A 19525-nucleotide genomic window follows, 5' to 3' on the forward strand; every position below is an offset into this window, starting at 1 on the left:
TGGGGCCTAGGCTGCCTAGCCGACTTGCTGATGCACCTCGATGACATTGCCTTCGGGATCAAGGAAAAACACCTGATGCCACTCTTTGGCAAAGGCCGTGCCATAGTCTGAATAGGGCACGTCATTTTCTTCCAACACCTTCAGGAAGGCGGCAATGTCATCGGTACGAAAGGCGATGTGGCCGCGGTCGACAGGGTTGATCACCTGCCCGTTCACAAAGGCCACATCCAGCCGCCGCTCTGCCAAATGCATCTGCATATCGCCATCGGTGGCAAAGCGGATTTTGCCGTCATAACCGGTGTTCTCATCCGCCTCCGTGCGCGGAAACTCCTCTTGCGGAATATCCGCCAATCCCAAAACCCGGGTGTAAAAATCATGCAGCCGGTCCACATCATGAGAGACAAAATTGATGTGGTGAAATTCGAGTTTCATGGAGGGGCTCCCGCAAGGCTTGGATATTTGCCCCATAGAGCCGCCATCGCTGCCCGGAATCAAGCCGAACTCCGCAGGTCACGCATTGACCCGCGCGTGGTCAGTCCCGTTCTTTGGTTTTCTCCAGAAACTCCTGAAACCGCTGCTGCACATAGGGCGGCTCGCCAAAACTGCGAAACTCCCCGCCAAAGGAGTTATAGGCCCAGCGCGCCACCAACAGCTGATGCTCCACGATATAGAGGTTCTGCTCATCGTCGATCACCCGCGTGCGCCAGGACCCCTGCACCCGCGTTGGCACCCGCACCCGCTTTCGGGTTGGAGGTTTCATCCCCTTGATGACAATCTGATTGGCTTCGTCCCACTTGCGCCGCAATAGGGTGACCAGCTCTTCCGCGTGATGCTTGCGCCGCCCGGCAAAGATCACATCGACCTCAACATCATTTTGCATCAGCCCTTTGATGATGATGTCATGGCGGGTGTTCTTGCCGAATTTGGGGATCAGGTTGATCGCCAGCTCGGTACTGGGCTTTTTGAACAACCCTCTGTCTTCATAAGCCGGTGTGATGTCCGCCGGGTTGCTGATGCGCTTTTTCACTTTGGTCTTCCGCCGCTGTCTTCTGGGTATACCCCACCTGTGCGCCGACATTAGCTCTGAGGATTGGTTAATAAATCATTAGCCAGCAGGCGAAGGCCCCGGATCCTTACAGCCAAAGCGCACAAGGCAGGCTTATTGCCCCAAAGCCTGCCCCAGATCACCCATCAGATCCTCAGCACTCTCCACCCCAACCGAAATCCGCAGAAGCGTCTCTGGAATGCCGGTGTGAGACTCAATTGTGTGGCGATGCTCCACAAGGCTCTCCACCCCGCCAAGCGAGGTCGCGCGATGAAACAGCTTCAACTTTCCGGCCACCCCCAGCGCGGTCTCTTTGTCTCCCTTCACAAGGAAAGACATCAAAAAACCCGCCCCGCCCGGCATCTGCTTTTGCGCCAGCTCATAATGCGGGTGGCTTTCCAACCCCGGAAACAGCACTGCCTCGACCTTGGGGTGATCCTCCAGAAACCGCGCCACTTTCATCGCGTTCTCCACCATACGTTCCACCCGCACCGAAAGCGTCCGCATCCCGCGCAACAAGAGCCAGGCCTCAAACGGCCCCATCACCGCCCCGGCACTGGCGCGGTCATTGGCGATCTCTTCCCAAACCGGCGTCACCGTCTTGGAGACCAGAACCCCGCCCAGCACATCAGAGTGGCCGTTGATCACCTTGGTGGTCGAATGCATCACAACATCCGCGCCCAGCGCCAAAGGTTTGGACAAAAGCGGTGAGGCCGCCGTGCTGTCCACCGCCAGAAGCGCGCCGCAACTGTCCGCCGCCTGCTTTGCGGCGGCAATATCCACGACCTTGAGCCAGGGGTTTGAAGGCGTCTCGATCCAGACCAGATGCGCAGGCCCCGCTGCGCAGGCCGTCTGCAAGGCCGCGCTGTCGCTTGCATCCACCTCAGTGATGGCCACCTGACGGCGCGTGCAGAACTCACGGATCCACTTGGTGGTGCCCCAATAGATGCCCGATTGCACAACAACCCGCCCGCCGGTCGGCACCGTGCGAAACAGCGCCGCAATCGCAGCCATGCCGGAGGGGAACAACAAAGCCTCTGCCCCGCCCTCAAGCTGCGCCAGCACCGCCTCGGCCTGACGCACCACATCATTGTGGGGACGGCTGTAAAGGTTGTTCTCGTTCAGCAGGTTATAATTCTCATCCCGCGCATAGGTCGTGGCAGGCTGAATGGGCGGCACCACGCCCCCGCTCTGCATGTCAAGCGCGCCACCGGCCTGTGCGAGCACCGTCTCCGGCTGCATATCTTTGAAATCCATGATCTTTCTCCCCGCACCTTGGCCAGCTGTCTTGCGCCGCAAAAAAGCGCAGGCAAAGCGAACTTGCAACCCCAACACGGCCCCGTGTAGGAGAGGCCATGGCCCGCGTGATCCTGTTTAACAAACCGAATGATGTGCTCTCTCAGTTCACCGACAAGGGAACCGAGGGCAGCCCCCGCCGCACTCTGTCTGATTTTATCGACGTGCCCAAGGTCTACCCCGCCGGACGGCTGGATCGCGACAGCGAAGGCCTCATGGTGCTCACCGATGACGGCAAGCTTCAGGCCAAGATCAGCAACCCGCGCCACAAGATGGCCAAGACCTATTGGGTGCAGGTCGAGGGCGAACCCGATGAGGCCGCATTGGCCGCGCTGCGCAAGGGGGTGGAGCTCAAGGACGGTCTCACCCGTCCCGCACAGGCGCAACGCATTGAGGAACCAACAGATCTCTGGCCTCGCACCCCGCCGGTGCGCTTTCGCAAATCGGTGCCAGACTGCTGGATCGCGCTCACCATCCGCGAGGGCCGCAACCGTCAGGTGCGCCGCATGACCGCCGCCGTAGGCCACCCCACCCTGCGCCTGATCCGGGCGCAAATCGGGGATTGGTCGCTCAATGGGCTGGAAACCGGAAAATGGCGGGAAATCTAGCAATTCAACGCACTTTTCCTGTGGAAAATCACAACATATAGTAGACACTAACAAGGCCGCACCGTAAGAGCCGCGGCACTGAAACTTCGAGCAGGGACAAGCGGAATGGCACATATCATCGTTGTCGGAAACGAAAAGGGCGGCGCGGGCAAATCCACCCTGTCGATGCACATCGCAACCGCTCTGTCGCGCATGGGCCACAAGGTCGGCGCGCTGGATCTGGACCTGCGCCAAAAGAGCTTTGGCAGCTATGTCGCCAACCGCCAGCGCTTCTCGGAAAAGGCCGGTCTCGAGCTGCCCGGGCCAACCTATCGCGACCTGCCGGAAATTGATCCGGACACCCTGCAGCCCGGTGAAAACATCTACGATCAGCGCCTCTCTGCGGCCGTGGCCATGCTGGAGCCTGACAACGATTTTATCCTGATCGACTGCCCGGGCTCGCACACCCGCCTCAGCCAGGTGGCCCACTCGCTCGCCGACACGCTGGTCACCCCGCTCAACGACAGCTTTGTGGATTTTGACCTGCTGGCCAAAGTGAATGAGGATGGCGAGAAAATCCTCGGCCCTTCGGTCTATTCCGAAATGGTCTGGAACGCCCGCCAGCTGCGCGCGCAGGCGGGGCTGAAGCCCATCGACTGGATTGTCATGCGCAACCGCATGGGCGCCCAGCAGATGGTCAACAAGGAAAAAATGGGCAAGGCACTGGACCGTCTGGCCAAGCGCATCGGCTTCCGCGTCGCACCGGGCTTTAACGAGCGTGTGGTGTTCCGGGAGCTCTTCCCGCGTGGCTTGACCCTGCTCGATCTGCGCGACATCGGGGTGAAGCAACTCAACATCTCAAACGTCGCCGCCCGTCAGGAACTGCGGGACCTGATCAAGGCGCTGAACTTGCCCGGCGTCACCATCGACTTCTAAATCTACATGACCGGCCCGGATATCGCAGACAACACCGGGCCGTCGCGCCCATCTCGGCTGATGACCATCGCCGCCCTCGCGGTGGCGGAACTTTTTCTGGTCATTCTCGCCTATCAGGTCTTCGCCTCCATCGAGTGCCGCCTGACCGAGATCGAAAGCGCCTGCCGCGCTCTGCGCTCCATGACCGCCCGCGGCCTGTCAATCATCACCGTCTTGGCGCTCTATTTCTGGCTCAGGCCGACCGCCTATCGTGCCTTGGCAGGTGCGGCACGCACCACACCCGGCCGGCCCTCCTGGCTGTGGGCGCATCTTGCAGGCCTCATCCTGATCTTTGCGCCGCTGCCGCTGTTTGGCGCCGCCGAAATCAGCCGCGCCTTCACCCCTACATTGCTGTTTTTGAGCCTCGGCAGCCTGCTCACCATCCTTGGTGCAGTCTTCTGGGTTACGCCCCTTCACAGCTGGCGCAGCTGGATCCGAGGCGACAGCTACCTGCTGCCCCTCGCGCTGCTGCTCGGCTTTCTGGTCCCTGACCTCGCCAATCTGATCCGCCCCGCATGGGAGTGGTCCTCCCTCAGCAGCCTCACCTTCTTTCTGGTCTTTCTCAGCCTGATCGCTTTCGGCTTTGAGGTCAGTGTCGACCCGCCCACCTATGTGATCGGCATCGAGGATTTCTTTGTCCAGATCGCCAGCCAGTGCTCTGGCGTCGAAGGCATTGCGCTGATCACCATCTTCATGGGGTTCTATGCGCTCCTGATGCGCCCGGATCTGCGCCAGCGCCGCTTCTGGCTGATCCTCTATCCGCTCGCCGTGCTGACAAGCTGGCTGTTTAACATCCTGCGAATTGCGGTTCTCATCATCATCGGCGCACGGGTGTCCCCGGAGCACGCCCTCAACGGGTTTCATTCCTACGCCGGCTGGCTGATGTTCACCGCGCTGGCCCTCTGCGTGGTGATCGTCGCGCACCGCGCCCGTCGGTTGCACCGCACCCCCCGCCCGCAGATCTCTCGCAGCGCCATGCGCAGCGATACATTGGCCGCGCGCATTGTGCCCTTTATCGTGATGATGCTCTCAGGCGTGATAGCCTCTGCCTTCTGGCCAAACCCCTCTGACGGCTATCCCCTGCGTGCGCTGCTGATGGGCGCGGTGCTGCTTTATTTTTGGCCCGCGCTGCGAAACTGGCACGCCCTGCCCTCAGGCGCTTCCATCACAACCGGTCTGGCGATTGGCCTCCTCTGGGTGCTCACCGCCGCCCCTGCGCCGGTATCCGAAGGATCGGCCCCCGGTGTCTTCTGGATCGGCCTGCGCCTTCTGGGCACAATCCTTCTGGTGCCGGTGATCGAAGAGCTGTTCTTTCGCGGCTATGTGCTGCGCCGCCTCAGGCAAGACGGTCTGCTCTGGGCGATCCTCGCCATTGCGGTCTCCAGCCTGCTCTTTGGCCTGCTGCATGATCGCTTCTTTGCGGGTGTTCTTGCGGGCGTTGCCTTTGGCGCGCTTTATCTGCACCGCAACCGGCTCGCCGATCCCATCGCCGCACATATCATCGCCAATGCGGTGATCGCAGCAGCGGCCCTTTTAACCGGAAAATGGGCGCTCATTTGAGCGCCCATCATCCCCAGTCTGCACCACAATCTGGAAGGCTTAGCCTTCTTTATGACGATTGCGACGGCGCAGCTCCCATGCCAGTGCCAGGGTTGCCATAACGGCGGCAACCGCCAATAGTCCGGCTCCAGCATCAATTTCCGGCACTGCGTTGGTGGTCCCACCGGTGTGGCCTGTGCCACCGCCGTGGCCACCCCAGTTCCAATTCCAGTTCCACCACCACCAGCCACGCCAGCCAGAGTGGCTTTGCGCAATAGCTGCCGGAGCGCTCGCGGCCATCACACCTGCAGCCAAAGCCGCAGTTTTTAGTCCGTGAAAAAGTCCCATTCCAACCTCGAGCGTCATCCATCGTGCCTGAAAAATCTGCCATAGCGCCCCAAGTCGTTTCAAGAAATTTACGTCAAATTAACCATAAATAACTGCCACTTGCGGATCGACTGTTTGCATTGCGAAAACAATGCGCGACGCGCGATCCAACTGTCGCAGCTTTCGCCGCAATACGCACAACGATGCGAATCAAATCGGGTCCGAATCGCGCCTCTGCGCCCTATTTGGCAAGCTTGCTCAGCAGCTCTTTGAGCTGGGTCACCTCCGTTGCACTCAGCTTGCTTTGCAACGCCGCCTCATATTTTGCGGCCACATCGCGCAGGTCCTCATAGGCTTTGCACCCCGCCGCTGTCAGCTCCAGCCATTCCACGCGGCGGTCCTCTTCGCTGCGCGCCCGCCGCACAAAGCGCCGTTCCGAAAGCCGCTGCACCGCGCGGCTGACCTTGGTTTTGTGGATCTTGGCACGCCCGCCAATCTCTGTGGCCGTCATCTGCCCGAAGATCCCAAGGTGAAACAGCACCCGCCATTCGCTGCGCAACATGCCATAGCGGTCTTTGTAGACCTTCTGAAACCCAAGGCTGCTTTCCTCTGCCGCCTGATTGAGCAGATAGGGCAGAAAACTCTGCAAATCGAAGGGGTCTTTTTCTGACATTTTGCGCGCTCCTTTGGCTTGTTAGTTACAAAACCAACTTTTACTTTTGCAACAAATATTGTCACAGGAGCGTTGAGATGACCAAACACATGGTCCCGACCCGCATGCAAAAAGCCCCTTCGCTGACCGGCCCGCACGAAGGCTACATGCCCGGCTTTGGCAACGACTTTGAAACCGAGGCTCTGCCGGGCGCACTGCCTCAAGGCATGAACAGCCCACAGAAGTGCAACTATGGCCTTTATGGCGAACAGCTCTCCGGCACCGCCTTCACCGCTGAAACGGTTGAGCGCACATGGTGCTACCGCATCCGCCCGTCTGTGAAACACAGTCATCGCTACACAAAGATTGATGTGCCCTATTGGCAATCCGCCCCCAATGTGGATCCGGATGTCCTCTCACTGGGCCAATACCGCTGGGATCCGGTGCCCCACACCGACGCACCGCTGACATGGATCACCGGCATGCGCACCATGACCACCGCCGGGGATGTGAACACACAGGTCGGCATGGCCAGCCACATCTATCTGGTGAACACCTCCATGGAGGACGATTATTTCTTCTCCGCCGATTCAGAGCTGCTGGTGGTGCCTCAGGAAGGCGTGCTGCGCTTTTCCACGGAACTCGGCATCATTGATCTGGAACCCAAAGAGATCGCCATTCTGCCCCGCGGCCTTCTTTATCGCGTGGAAGTGCTCGAAGGCCCGGCGCGCGGCTTTGTCTGCGAAAACTACGGCCAGAAATTCGAGCTGCCCGGCCGTGGCCCCATCGGCGCCAACTGCATGGCCAACCCGCGCGACTTCAAAGCGCCGGTGGCCGCCTTTGAAGACCGCGACGCGCCTTCCACCGTGACCATCAAATGGTGTGGCCAGTTTCACCGCACAGAGATCGGCCACAGCCCTCTCGATGTGGTCGCCTGGCACGGCAACTACGCACCGGTGAAATACGACCTGCGTACATACTGTCCGGTTGGCGCGATCCTGTTTGACCACCCCGATCCCTCGATCTTCACCGTGCTCACCGCCCCCTCCGGCGTGCCCGGCACCGCCAATATCGACTTTGTGCTCTTCCGCGAGCGCTGGATGGTGGCCGAAGACACCTTCCGCCCGCCCTGGTATCACAAGAACATCATGTCAGAGCTGATGGGCAATATTTACGGCCAATATGACGCCAAGCCTCAAGGCTTCATTCCCGGCGGCATGAGCCTGCACAATATGATGATCCCCCACGGCCCGGACAAAAACGCCTTTGAGGGGGCCTCCAACGCCGATCTGAAAGCCGAAAAACTCGACAACACAATGTCCTTCATGTTTGAGACCCGCTTCCCGCAGCACCTCACCGCCTTTGCCGGACAGGAGGCCCCGCTGCAGGACGATTACATCGATTGCTGGTCCGACATCGAAAAGAAGTTTGACGGCACCCCCGGCAAGAAATGAGGCCCCAATAATAAACCTGGGTAAGGGGGCCAGCCCCCTCGCTTGCCAAAGGCAAGCCCACCCCCGGGATATTTTGTGAATGAGAAACCCCAGCCGGCGTGCTGAAACAAAAGGAACTGCAATGCCTTTGCTGAGATCATGGGTGGAGAGCGCCAACACTCCGGACGGCCCATTCCCACTGAACAATCTGCCTTACGGGGTGTTTTCCGTTGACGACGGCGATCTGCGCTGCGGCACCGCCATCGGGGACCGGATCATTGACCTCACCGGGCTTGAGGCCGCAGGCACCCTGCGCGCGGACCCGGATGCGGATGTGCTGGACGCGCCTTATTGGAACGACTTTATGGAGCTTGGGGCAGAGGTCTGGGCCCGCTACCGCGCGGCCCTTCAGGCGCTGCTGGCAGAAAGCGCGGATGAGGCCACGCAGGATGCTTTGACCTTCTATTCCGTGCCGCTCTCTGCCGCGACGCTTCACATGCCGTTCAAAGTGTCAGAATACACCGATTTTTATGCCGGCAGGCACCACGCACAGAATGTCGGCACCATGTTCCGGGGCCCTGAGAACGCGCTGCCGCCCAACTGGCTGCACATCCCGATCGGCTACAACGGGCGCGCCTCCTCGGTTGTGGTCTCCGGCACCGACATCCGCCGCCCCTGGGGTCAGCTCAAATCGCCGGACCATGACGTCCCCGCCTTCCTGCCCTCCCGCCGCTTTGACATCGAGCTTGAGATGGGCGCCATTGTCGGGCAGCCCTCCAAACGGCCCGTGACCGTGCAGGAAGCGGACGACATGATCTTTGGCTATGTGCTGCTCAACGACTGGTCCGCGCGCGACATCCAGGCCTGGGAATATCAGCCGCTTGGCCCGTTTCAAGCCAAGGCCACGGCCACCTCGATCTCCCCCTGGATCGTCACCAAAGCCGCACTTGATCCCTTCCGCACCAACACGCCCGCGCGTGATTTTGAGCTGCTTGACCACCTCAAAGACGCGGGCCCCATGCTTTATGACATTGATCTCAGCATCAGCATGGCACCGGAGGGGCAGACACCAACCACCATTGCGCGCACCAACTATGACCAGATGTATTACTCCGCTGCCCAGCAGCTTGCCCATCACACCACCTCCGGCTGCCCGATGAATGTGGGCGATCTGCTTGGCTCCGGCACAATTTCAGGCCCCACAAAGCCTGAGCGCGGCAGCCTTCTGGAACTCAGCTGGGGCGGCAAAGAACCTCTGACGCTTGAGAGCGGCGAAACCCGCACCTTCATCGAGGATGGCGACACGCTGACCCTGCAGGGCGCGGCGCGGGGCGACGGCTACACCATCGGCTTTGGCGAGTGCACCGGCACCGTTCTGGCCGCATCAGACGATCCTTTCGCAGGAGACCTCGCATGAGCCAGCCCCGCTATCTCGGCTATATCGCCATGAGCCTTGATGGGTTCATCGCCAGGCCAGATGGCGGTATTGACTGGCTTGACCCATTCAACAGCGCACTGGCTGAAGGAGGGGATGACGGCGGCTACAACGCTTTCATCGCCCCCGTTGACGCCGTTCTGATGGGCCGCAGCACCTATCAGCAGGTGATGCGCTGGGGCTGGCCCTATGAGACGCGCGCGGGCTATGTGCTGACGCGACAGGACGACTTTACCGGTGACCATGTCACGGCCGCCGGCGACATAGACACCCTGCGCACCGCCATCGCGGCCAACGGCCACAAAACCATCTGGGTCATGGGCGGGGGCGAAACCCAGCGCGCCGCGCTCGATGCGGGCATGTTTGACGCGATCACCCTGTTTGTGATGCCCACCCTTCTGGGCGCTGGCCTGCCGTGTTTTGCGCCCGGTGCCCAGCGCGATCTGGATCTGACCCAGATCACCCAGAAACCTGAGGGCATTGTGCAACTCGACTACAAATTTAAGGAGCAGACCCAATGAGCAAAGCCTTCGCTTCCCAGGGCGACACGCAGGAAAAAACCATCTCCTTCACCGAAGTCGGCGACGGGCTTTATGCTTTCACAGCCGAAGGGGATCCCAACTCCGGTGTGATCATTGGCGATGACAGCGTGATGATTGTCGAGGCGCAGGCCACACCCCGTCTGGCGCAAAAGGTGATCGACTGCGTGCGCTCCGTGACCGACAAGCCGATCTCCCATCTGGTGCTGACCCATTACCATGCCGTGCGCGTACTGGGGGCCTCAGCCTATGGCGCCGATCAGATCATCATGAGTGATGCTGCCCGCGCCATGGTGGTGGAACGCGGACAGGAGGACTGGGACAGCGAATTTCAGCGTTTCCCGCGCCTGTTTGAAGGCCATGAAAGCATCCCCGGCCTGACCTACCCCACCACCACTTTCCGCGAAAAGATGACGGTCTACCTCGGCAACCGGCGTGTTGACCTTATGCATCTGGGCCGCGCCCATACCGCAGGCGACATCGTCGTGCATGTGCCTGACCAAAACGTCATGTTCACCGGCGATATCGTGGAATACCACTCAGCGTGCTACTGCGGCGACGGGCATTTTGGCGACTGGGGCACCACTCTGGACGCGATCCAAACCTTTGATCTGGATGCGATTGCACCGGGTCGCGGCGACGCCCTCATTGGCAAAAACATGGTCAACGCCGCCATCGCAAGCACCCGCGACTTTGTGCAAAGCACCTACCGCCCGGCAGCACAGGTGGCCGCACGCGGCGGCTCATTGAAAGAAGCATGGGACGCGGTGCGCGCCGCCTGTGATCCGAAATTTGCCGACTATGCGATCTATGAGCACTGCCTGCCGTTCAACGTCGCCCGCGCCTATGACGAGGCCCGCGGCATTGACACCCCGCGCATCTGGACCGCCCAGCGCGATATGGAGATGTGGGAGGCATTGCAAGCCTGACACCCAAGGGCCGCCACTCCGCCGGTTTGACCGAAATCATAGCGGGGCGCGGCAGGATTTGGCAGCCTTTTGCGCGGAGCGCGCGCAAACACGGAGGAGCACTATGACCAAGATTTTTGACGTCCCGCTCTACGCCTATCAGCGCAGTCCGGATCAGGATGCCTCGGTGCCGGTACGCCATCCGGTTCTGATCATCGGCGCAGGCCCTGTGGGTCTCACCACCGCGATTGATCTCGCCCAGCTGGGCGTGCCGGTGGTGGTGCTTGATGACAATGACCGCGTGGTGACTGGCTCCCGCGCGATCTGTTTCGCCAAGCGCCCGCTGGAAATTCTCGACCGTCTGGGCTGCGGGCAACAGATGGTCGACCACGGCGTCGGCTGGTCCAAGGGCAAGGTCTTCTTTGATGACCGCCCGGTCTATGATTTCAACCTGACCGATGAGCCGGGACACAAGCGCCCTGCTTTCATCAATCTGCAGCAATACACCTTTGAGCGCCTGCTGGTGGAGCAGATCCGCGAGATGCAGAGCGCGGGCGCCCCCATCGAAATTCGCGGCTGCAACAAGGTTGAGGCCATTGGCCAGCACTATGATCACGTGGCCATCGAACTGGACACCCCCGAAGGCAGCTACACGCTGGAGGCCGATTGGCTGATCGCCTGTGACGGGGCCAACTCCCCCACCCGTCGAATGCTGGGGCTGGATTTTGACGGTCAGGTCTTTGAGGACAACTTCCTCATCGCTGATGTGGTCATGCAGGCCAATTTCCCGACCGAGCGCTGGTTCTGGTTTGATCCGCCTTTCAATCGCGGCCAATCCGCCCTGCTGCACAAACAGCCAGAGAACGTCTGGCGGATCGACCTGCAACTGGGCCGGGACATCGACAAAGAGCGTGAGAAACGCCCGGAAAATGTGATCCCGCGCCTCAAGGCCATGCTGGGGGAGCATGTGGAGTTCACCCTGGATTGGGTCTCGATCTACACCTTCCAATGCTGCCGCATGGAGCGGTTTGTGCACGGCCGGACGATCTTTGCCGGGGACTCTGCACATCAGGTCTCCCCTTTTGGCGCGCGCGGCGCCAACTCGGGCCTGCAGGACGCCGACAATCTGGCTTGGAAGCTGCACCTTGTGCTGTCCGGCAAAGCGCCCAACAGCCTGATTGACAGCTACAACATCGAGCGCGCGCAGGCCGCAGATGAGAACATTCTCAACTCCACCCGCTCCACGGAGTTCATCACCCCCAAGTCGGACATGAGCCGCCTGTTGCGGGACGCGGTGCTGGACCTCTCGGCCCACCATGCCTTTGCGCGGCCACTGGTGAATTCCGGGCGGCTCTCCACGCCCTGCACCTATGACGGCAGCCCCCTGATCAGCGCGGATGCGCTGGCGGCTCCGGCGCTCACCCGCCCCGGCAGCCCCTGCCCGGACGCGCCCATCGGCACAGGCCATCTGCTGGATCATCTCGGCAATCAGTTCATCTTGCTGACCATTGATGCGGAGGCCCCGGATCATCTGGAGGAGTGCGGCGTCACCGCGCTGCGTCTGGCTCTGTCTGTGCGCGATGATCCCTCGCTCACGCTGAAGCGCCAGTACCTTGGGGACTGCCCCTCCGGTGTGTACCTGATCCGGCCTGACCAACATGTCGCCGCCCGCCGCGACACCTTTGATGAGCGCCACTTCCGCGCCGCCCTGCGCCGCGCCACCGGTAAGGAGTGATCTGATGTCTGACGCTTTGACACTTGCTGCAAACTTTGAGGACGCCGACGCCTTCTTCGCCGCACTCACCGAGGCCCACGACGGGCTCACCCGCGCCGAAAGCGACGCGTTAAACGCCCGTCTGATCTTTGTGCTCGCCAATCACATAGGCGATGCGCGCGCATTGACTGACGCCATCACCGCGGCGAAATCTGCAGGCACGCCTGCGTGAGCACAGTGCTCTATGACTATTGGCGCTCATCCGCCAGCTACCGTGTGCGGATCGCCCTGCATCTCGCAGGTGTCCCGTTTGAGCGCGTCACCGTGGATTTGCTTTCCGGCGCGCACAAAGCGCCGGACCATCTGGCGCGTCACCCTCAGGGCCTTGTGCCTGTGCTGGACATCGACGGGCATCGCCTCACGCAATCCCTCGCCATTCTGGACTATCTGAATGACACGCGGGGCATGGGGCTGCTGCCTGAAGATCCGGCCCAAGCCGCGCTGGTCCGCGCGCTGGCTCATACGGTCGCGGTGGATGTGCATCCGGTCTGCAACCTTTCGGTGGTGCGCCACGCCACCCACGATGCCCCCGACCCGGCACAGGCCACCAAAGCCTGGATGCAGCGTTTCATCCGCCCCGGCCTCGCGGCCTTTGAGGCGCAGCTTACGGCTTTCAGCCAAACGCCCTTTGCCTGTGGAGAGACATTCTCTTTGGCGGACATCTGTCTCATCCCGCAGCTCTACAATGCCGCCCGCTGGGAGGTGGACACGCACGACCTGCCCCGCATCCATGCGGTGGCCACAGCCTGCGCCGCGCACCCCGCCTTTGCGGCCGCCCATCCCGATCAGCTCAGACCCGCAGGCTGAGCAATCAGAGGTCGATTTCGTTTAGCTGGTTGAGCAGATCCAACAGCTGGTCATAGCGCTCACCGCCCATATGATCCTTCAGCTGTTGGGCATATTGATGTGCCGCAGGGATATTGTCGTCGATCAGCTTACAGCCCACAATCGTCGCCCGGATCACCTGCCGCCGCCCATCTTTCTCATCGCGCTCCCGCGTGATGTAGCCCTTCTCCTCCAGCTTGTGCAAAATCCGCGTCAAACTGGGCAGCAACAGCACCGCGCGCTCGGCGATTGAGGTCGGATCCATCGGCCCCTCTTCCACCAAAACGCGCACCACACGCCACTGTTGTTCGGTCACACCAACGTTCGCCAGCATGGTCCGCGCAGGTTTCATCACCTTCTCGCGGGCACGGAGCAACACGATGGGGAGAGACTGAGTAGTACTGAGAATATTTGTATTGCCTGTCATGAAACATTGATGCACCGGAACCGCTTAAAAGGCAATTTCTTTAGCTTGAAATTGCACTTTTCCGACCTATCGTCACCAAGGCACTTCCCCAGCATCAAAACCAGCTTCAGAAAAGGCCCGCGCGGCTGCAAAACCGCTATGCCGCCCGCGCCCGCAGGTTCCGCGCCGCCAGCGCATAGCCGCCCGCCGCACCATCCACAAAATGCATGTGAGAGCGCTCCACCGGTGCAGGCACAATACAGGTCATCATCGCCGCATCCTGCGTGTGCAAACCGTATCGGATCACCCCGCGCGCCTGCGCCGCTTCCAGCACCGCTGTAATCTGCGCCTGCATTGCCGGATCACAATCCAGCGTCATTTTCAGACCGTCATCAAACTTCTGGTAATCCGCATTGCGCGATACATCCGCCGTGTACAGCACCGGATCAAACCGGCCCAGTCGCATCCCGCTGCGAAACAGACACCAGATCAACGCGCTGCTGCAGGTCAGCTTCGCCCGCCGCCACCACACCGGGCCACCGCCACGGATATGCGCCTCAATATCTAGCCCCGGCGGCGGAAACACCGCCTTTGGCCCCCTCTGCGGCAGCGGATGCCCACCGCGCGCTGTGTCCTGCGTGGCCGCAATCACCTCTTGGGCGACCTGCGCAAACGCCGCCTCCGAGGTGCCCTCACGCGGCACCACCACCAGCGACAGGATCACCCCGCGCGCAGCCTCCACATTGGCCCACTGACAGCTCAGCCCGCTGAGATCCGGCGCGGTCGAGGCCCGACCTTCCGCAATCCCGAACCGCCCCGCCTTCATCTCTGCTTCCAGCCAGGTCAGCCCGCCGCCGGAGAAGCTTGCGTAATCAACCTCTTCGGCAGGCGCATATCGGGCCACGCGCACCTCCTGCCCCGCCGCCCGTATCTCACCCACCGTGGCCATCGCCACCCGCAGGTTCAGCCCGTATTCCTCCCGCGCCCAGCGCCGCACCGCATCCAACGCCGCCTCCGCCTGCGCCCGCTGCTCCGGCCAAACCGCAAACTGCGCCCCGTCGCCGCCAAAAACGTAAGGCAGCCGCGCCATCTGCGCCGCATTAAGCTGCGCTGAAATCACCGCCGCCCCCACGAGGTTCACCGTTTTGTAGCGCCCCTGCGCGATTTCCTGTGTTGAGCCAACAATATCAGCCGCCCCCACAACCCAGTCCTCTGGCAAAGGGGCATAGCCCTCAGGCTCCGCCATACGGTCAAATTCACTGAAGCGCGGCAAGGTTTCATAAAACCCGTCCTGCTGAGACTGTTCTGATAACGTGGTCATGCGCCGGCCCTATACGGTTCCACTGCCAAGATTACGCAAAAAGGCGCGGCGAGGTTCAGGGTGTTTCAGCGCCATCACACCTTTGTGCGCAGCGCCTCCCACCAATCAAACCACACCGCAATTGGCGCGCGCCCTCTTGCCATTTGGACAGACATGCTGTCCTGTCCCGCGCGAGGGAGGAATTTTCATGCGCGCAGATTTGATCTTGCTGTGCTTGGCCTATGTGCTGAGCCAGTTTTTCCGGGCCTTTTTGGCGGTGCTGACACAGGTGCTGGAGGTCGATCTCGGCGCCACCGCAGCTGATCTCGCCTTTGCCTCCGGCCTCTGGTTCCTGATCTTTGCGGGCATGCAAATCCCTGTGGGCGCAGCACTGGACCGCTTCGGGCCGCGCCGCACCACGGCCATCCTGCTGCTACTGGGCGGCGGAGGCGGGGCCGCGCTCTTTGCCATGGCCACCGCGCCGATCCATATCTCCATTGCCATGGCGCTCATCGGGATCGGCTGCTCTCCGGTGCTCATGGCGAGCTATTTCATCTTTGCCCGCAGCTACCCTCCGGCGCGCTTTGCCACCCTGGCCGCGCTCACGCTCGGCATTGGGTCTGTGGGCAACCTGATTGCGGCCTACCCCACCGCATGGGCGGCAGAAACCATTGGCTGGCGCGCAACCCTCTGGGTGCTCGCGGCTGTCAGCAGCGTGATCGCAATTGCCTCCTGGCGCATGGTGCAAGACCCACCGCCCGCCCAAAGCGACAGCCGCGGCTCTGTGCTGGATCTGCTCAAACTCCCCGCCGTCTGGCTGTTGATCCCGCTGATGTTTGTGAACTATATGCCCTCGGCAGGCATTCGCGGCCTCTGGATCGGACCCTATCTGTCTGATGTCTTCTCCCTCACCACCGGCGAAGTGGGGCAGGCCACCCTCGCCATGGGGCTGTCGATGATCCTTGGCACCTTTGTCTATGGCCCGTCAGACCGCCTCCTTGGCACCCGCAAATGGGTGATCATCGGCGGCGCATCGGTGTCCGCTACCGCGCTGATCGGCCTTACGCTGTTTGCCAACCATGGCGCGCTCAGCGCGGTGGTGCTGATGTCCATCGTCGGCTTTGCCGGAGCGGCGTTCCCGGTGATGATCGCGCATTCGCGCAGCTTCTTCCCCGAACATCTCACCGGTCGCGGCGTCACACTGATGAACCTCTTTGGCATCGGCGGGGTGGGCGTGATGCAATTTGGTTCCGGCAAGCTGCACAGCGCCATTGCGCCATCAAATCCGCTTCTCGCTTATCAGGTGATTTTCGGCTGCCTCGCCGCCCTTCTGGTGATCGGCGCGCTGATCTACTGCTTCTCCGAAGACCGGCTCGACTGAGCGGTTTCAATGCTGCGAATTCACCGACTTGTGAGCCATGATCGCAAAGCGGAATGGCCCTCATAAGCAATTTCCGTCACCCGCCCCCTTTTTTCTTGAGGAAAACAGGGCTAAGAGGGCGCGTCGTTTAAAATGGAGACCTAAGATGGGCTATCGCATCGTCGTCGCAGGCGCCACGGGCAACGTGGGTCGCGAAATGCTGAACATTCTGGAGGAACGCCAGTTCCCAGTGGATGAGCTTGCCGTTCTGGCCAGCCGCCGCAGCCAGGGCACCGAGGTCACCTTCGCCGACAAAACCCTGAAGATTCAGGACATTGAACAGTTCGACTTCTCGGGCTGGGACATCGCGCTCTTTGCCATCGGCTCTGACGCAACCAAGAAATTCGCCCCCATCGCAGCGGCCGCAGGCTGTGTCGTGATCGACAACAGCTCGCTCTACCGCTACGACCCGGACGTGCCGCTGATCGTGCCTGAGTGCAACGCCGACGCAATCCACGGCTATTCCAAGAAAAACATCATCGCCAACCCGAACTGCTCCACCGCGCAGATGGTTGTGGCGCTGAAGCCACTGCACGACCGCGCCAAAATCAAGCGCGTGGTGGTCTCCACCTATCAGTCCGTGTCCGGCTCCGGCAAAGACGCGATGGACGAGCTCTGGGATCAGACCAAAGCGGTCTACAACCCGACCTCCGATGTGCCGCCAAAGGTCTACACCAAAGAGATCGCCTTCAACGTGATCCCGCACATCGACGTCTTCATGGAAGACGGCTCCACCAAAGAAGAGTGGAAGATGGTCGCCGAAACCAAGAAGATCGTGGACAAAGACATCAAAGTCACCGCCACCTGCGTGCGCGTGCCTGTGTTTGTGGGCCACTCCGAGTCGATCAACATCGAATTCGAAGAGTTCCTGGACGAAGACGAAGCCCGTGACATCCTGCGCGAAAGCCCCGGCATCATGGTCATCGACAAGCGCGAAGACGGCGGCTACGTCACCCCGAAAGAATGCGTGGGCGACTTCGCCACCTTCATCTCCCGCATCCGTCAGGACAGCACCGTGGAGAACGGCATCAACCTGTGGTGTGTCTCCGACAACCTGCGCAAAGGCGCGGCCCTGAACGCGGTTCAGATCGCCGAAACCCTGGGCCGCGAAGTGCTCAAAAAGGGCTAAGCCCCGCGCTCATAGATTTCAGAAAGGCGTCCCCCGGGGCGCCTTTTTTGTGAGATAGGGGCAGCGCGCGACCGCGGGTGCGCGCCCCCTCCGGCGCTTCTGGCAATCCCCCGCCCATGGGAGCACTCGGTCATAGCTCCCCTTGCCTCCGCTCTCGCGCCATGTTCGTCTCTCCCCAAACAAAACACATAGGTGATTGATGAAAAACGCCATTTTAGCCGCCGCCCTGCTGCCACTCGCCAGCCCTCTCGCGGCGGATGTCATTGCGCTGAACGCCCCCGTCACAGCCGTCACGCTCTATTCCCAAGGGGCAACACTCACCCGCTCTGTGCCCTTCACGGCGCCTGCTGGCGCGCATGAGCTGCTCATCACCAACCTTCCTGCCTCACTCGACCCAAGCTCGGTGCGCGTTGCCCTTGAGGGCGCAACCCTTGGCGCCGTCACCCTGCGCAATGACCGCACGCAGCCCATCGACCTCACCGACAGCGCAGAGCTGACCGCCGCCAAAGCCGCACGCGACGCGGCCCGCGATGCCCTGCGCACCTCTGAGGACGCCAAGGCCGATGTGCTCATGCATGCACAGGCCGCAGAGGCCCGCCTCGCCTATCTCGCCACGCTGACCGCCCCCACAGACACCGCCGCCACACCGGAAACCCTGACCGCAACCCTCGCCCTGATTGGCGAACAGACCCTCGCCACTCGGCAGGAAATCGCAGCAATCGAGCGTGATGCCCGCCGCTTTGAACAGGAGTTGAAGGACCGCCAGCAAGACCTGCAGGACGCGCAAAAACTGGTGGATGCCCTCACCCCGTCGCTGAGTGAGAACGCCATGCTCGCAATCTCCATCACCGCGCAGGAGGCCACCAGCGGCACGCTCACCCTGACCCATCTTGTCGATCAGGCGCGCTGGCAACCGGTCTATGATCTGCACCTGACGACGGGTGACACCCCCGCGCTCTCCCTGCAGCGCGGCGCCTTCATTGGCCAATACACCGGCGAAGACTGGCGCAACGTCGCCGTGACGCTTTCCACCAGCCGTCCCGACGCGCAGACCCAGCCGCAGCAGCTCTGGCCCGACCTGCGCCGCATCCTGCCCCAGCAGGAGCAGCAGCTCTTTGCCACCGAAAGCCGCGCCCTCAAGAGCGCTCCCGCCCCCTTGGCGGAAATGGCGATCATGGCAGACACCGCTGTGGTGGACTTCGGCGACGGCATCAACGCCACCTACAGCTACAACACGCCGGTTGACCTCACCTCGGACGCGGATGCGCTGCGCATCGCACTGGACACGCTGGACCTCACGCCCACGGTCTACGCCCACGCCAACCCGCTGTATGACGAAACCGCCTTCCTCATGGCCGAGATCAGCAATGATTTTGAGGAGCTCATCCTGCCAAGCGAGGACAGCAGCTTCTATCTCAATGGCACCTTTATTGGCGCTGGCCAGATGCCCCTTCTGGCGCAGGGCGACACAACCGAGCTCTCCTTTGGACCGATCAACGGCCTGCGCCTGACCGAGACATTGGTTGCGCGCAACACCGGCGACAGCGGCGTGATCACCACCCGCAACGACCAGACCGAAGAGCGTATCCTCACGGCGGAAAACCTCACCGGTCAGACGTGGGATCTGCGCCTCTTTGGCCGCGTGCCCTATTCCGAGCAGGAAGACCTGCAAATCACATGGCAGGCCGCCCCCGCCCCGACGTCTGAGGATGTGGACGGAGACCGTGGTATCCTGATGTGGGAGCGCCCACTGGCTGCAGGGGAAACCTTCACGGTCACCCTCTCCCACGCGCTCAAATGGCCCACAGACATGATCCTGCGCTAACCCCGCGCCACCAAATCATCACGTAAATTTCCAAGATGGCGCCACAATCGGCGCCATTTTTGCCTCAAATTGAATTCAAACTGGATGCATTGGGGGCAGGCAAGCAGAGG

General features: G+C 61.4%; 20 protein-coding genes. 13 read left to right on the top strand and 7 right to left on the bottom strand.

All coding sequences use genetic code 11. The features are described from left to right. Positions 1 to 15: 15 nt before the first annotated feature. From ACO07T_RS07475 to ACO07T_RS07485, 3 genes are all read right to left on the bottom strand, one after another. On the bottom strand, positions 16 to 432 hold the full coding sequence (locus ACO07T_RS07475) for a VOC family protein (protein ID WP_209079493.1): 417 nt from the start codon (positions 430 to 432) through the stop codon (positions 16 to 18). 100 nt (positions 433 to 532) lie between these two features. Further along, the gene (locus ACO07T_RS07480; RefSeq protein ID WP_422048869.1) at positions 533 to 1027 is read right to left on the bottom strand and encodes a hypothetical protein; all 495 of its coding nucleotides are present in this window, start codon (positions 1025 to 1027) and stop codon (positions 533 to 535) included. Positions 1028 to 1159: 132 nt separating this feature from the next. Continuing rightward, positions 1160 to 2302: a trans-sulfuration enzyme family protein gene (locus ACO07T_RS07485; protein WP_422048870.1), complete on the bottom strand. Its 1143-nt coding sequence runs from the start codon at positions 2300 to 2302 to the stop codon at positions 1160 to 1162. Between the two features lie 98 nt (positions 2303 to 2400). Here ACO07T_RS07485 and ACO07T_RS07490 point away from each other — a divergent pair, with 98 nt between their 5' ends. The 3 genes from ACO07T_RS07490 to xrtE all read left to right on the top strand — a co-directional run bounded on the left by ACO07T_RS07490 (position 2401) and on the right by xrtE (position 5463). Beyond that, a complete protein-coding gene (locus tag ACO07T_RS07490) occupies positions 2401 to 2949 on the top strand; it encodes a pseudouridine synthase (protein WP_422048871.1) in 549 nt (182 codons plus the stop codon). A 105-nt stretch (positions 2950 to 3054) separates the two neighbouring features. After that, a complete protein-coding gene (locus ACO07T_RS07495; protein WP_209064087.1) occupies positions 3055 to 3864 on the top strand; it encodes a division plane positioning ATPase MipZ in 810 nt (269 codons plus the stop codon). Positions 3865 to 3870: 6 nt separating this feature from the next. Then, entirely contained in the window at positions 3871 to 5463 is a 1593-nt protein-coding gene (gene xrtE / locus ACO07T_RS07500) for an exosortase E/protease, VPEID-CTERM system (protein ID WP_422048872.1), read from the top strand. A 39-nt stretch (positions 5464 to 5502) separates the two neighbouring features. Here xrtE and ACO07T_RS07505 read toward each other — a convergent pair whose 3' ends face one another. Both ACO07T_RS07505 and ACO07T_RS07510 read right to left on the bottom strand, forming a co-directional pair. Then, on the bottom strand, positions 5503 to 5790 hold the full coding sequence (locus ACO07T_RS07505) for a VPEID-CTERM sorting domain-containing protein (protein WP_247742937.1): 288 nt from the start codon (positions 5788 to 5790) through the stop codon (positions 5503 to 5505). A gap of 220 nt (positions 5791 to 6010) precedes the next feature. Further along, the gene (locus ACO07T_RS07510; RefSeq protein ID WP_422048873.1) at positions 6011 to 6442 is read right to left on the bottom strand and encodes a MarR family winged helix-turn-helix transcriptional regulator; all 432 of its coding nucleotides are present in this window, start codon (positions 6440 to 6442) and stop codon (positions 6011 to 6013) included. A gap of 77 nt (positions 6443 to 6519) precedes the next feature. Between ACO07T_RS07510 and hmgA the strand changes: the two genes are divergently transcribed. The 7 genes from hmgA (at position 6520) to maiA (ending at position 13317) form a co-directional block, all read left to right on the top strand. After that, complete coding sequence (gene hmgA / locus ACO07T_RS07515) at positions 6520 to 7875, top strand: homogentisate 1,2-dioxygenase (RefSeq protein ID WP_422048874.1); 1356 nt, start codon at positions 6520 to 6522, stop codon at positions 7873 to 7875. A 121-nt stretch (positions 7876 to 7996) separates the two neighbouring features. Then, entirely contained in the window at positions 7997 to 9271 is a 1275-nt protein-coding gene (gene fahA, locus ACO07T_RS07520) for a fumarylacetoacetase (RefSeq protein ID WP_422048875.1), read from the top strand. Continuing rightward, positions 9268 to 9810: a dihydrofolate reductase family protein gene (locus tag ACO07T_RS07525; protein ID WP_422048876.1), complete on the top strand. Its 543-nt coding sequence runs from the start codon at positions 9268 to 9270 to the stop codon at positions 9808 to 9810. Before fahA ends, ACO07T_RS07525 begins: the two co-directional genes overlap by 4 nt. Further along, entirely contained in the window at positions 9807 to 10757 is a 951-nt protein-coding gene (locus tag ACO07T_RS07530) for an MBL fold metallo-hydrolase (RefSeq protein ID WP_422048877.1), read from the top strand. Before ACO07T_RS07525 ends, ACO07T_RS07530 begins: the two co-directional genes overlap by 4 nt. 103 nt (positions 10758 to 10860) lie before the next feature. After that, a complete protein-coding gene (locus tag ACO07T_RS07535; RefSeq protein ID WP_422048878.1) occupies positions 10861 to 12471 on the top strand; it encodes an FAD-dependent oxidoreductase in 1611 nt (536 codons plus the stop codon). 4 nt (positions 12472 to 12475) lie between these two features. After that, complete coding sequence (locus ACO07T_RS07540; protein WP_422048879.1) at positions 12476 to 12682, top strand: DUF2783 domain-containing protein; 207 nt, start codon at positions 12476 to 12478, stop codon at positions 12680 to 12682. After that, positions 12679 to 13317, top strand: coding sequence for a maleylacetoacetate isomerase (gene maiA / locus ACO07T_RS07545; RefSeq protein WP_422048880.1), 639 nt, complete (start codon positions 12679 to 12681; stop codon positions 13315 to 13317). Before ACO07T_RS07540 ends, maiA begins: the two co-directional genes overlap by 4 nt. 4 nt (positions 13318 to 13321) lie before the next feature. On the opposite strand, the gene hpaR is transcribed toward maiA, so the two are convergent. Beyond that, positions 13322 to 13762 carry a homoprotocatechuate degradation operon regulator HpaR gene (hpaR, locus tag ACO07T_RS07550; protein ID WP_209064067.1) on the bottom strand — a complete coding sequence of 147 codons (441 nt, stop codon included), beginning with the start codon at positions 13760 to 13762 and terminating at the stop codon, positions 13322 to 13324. Between the two features lie 136 nt (positions 13763 to 13898). After that, on the bottom strand, positions 13899 to 15062 hold the full coding sequence (locus ACO07T_RS07555) for a DUF3095 domain-containing protein (protein WP_422048881.1): 1164 nt from the start codon (positions 15060 to 15062) through the stop codon (positions 13899 to 13901). Between the two features lie 187 nt (positions 15063 to 15249). Between ACO07T_RS07555 and ACO07T_RS07560 the strand changes: the two genes are divergently transcribed. The 3 genes from ACO07T_RS07560 to ACO07T_RS07570 all read left to right on the top strand — a co-directional run bounded on the left by ACO07T_RS07560 (position 15250) and on the right by ACO07T_RS07570 (position 19415). Next, positions 15250 to 16422 (top strand): MFS transporter, encoded by a 1173-nt coding sequence (locus tag ACO07T_RS07560; RefSeq protein WP_422048882.1) that lies wholly within the window; start codon positions 15250 to 15252, stop codon positions 16420 to 16422. A gap of 145 nt (positions 16423 to 16567) precedes the next feature. After that, positions 16568 to 17590, top strand: a complete 1023-nt coding sequence (locus tag ACO07T_RS07565; protein WP_209064062.1) for an aspartate-semialdehyde dehydrogenase — start codon at positions 16568 to 16570, stop codon at positions 17588 to 17590. 199 nt (positions 17591 to 17789) lie between these two features. Continuing rightward, on the top strand, positions 17790 to 19415 hold the full coding sequence (locus ACO07T_RS07570) for a DUF4139 domain-containing protein (RefSeq protein ID WP_422048883.1): 1626 nt from the start codon (positions 17790 to 17792) through the stop codon (positions 19413 to 19415). Positions 19416 to 19525 lie beyond the last annotated feature (110 nt).

The sequence above is a fragment of the Shimia sp. genome (genome assembly GCF_965227725.1).
GTDB lineage: Bacteria > Pseudomonadota > Alphaproteobacteria > Rhodobacterales > Rhodobacteraceae > Shimia.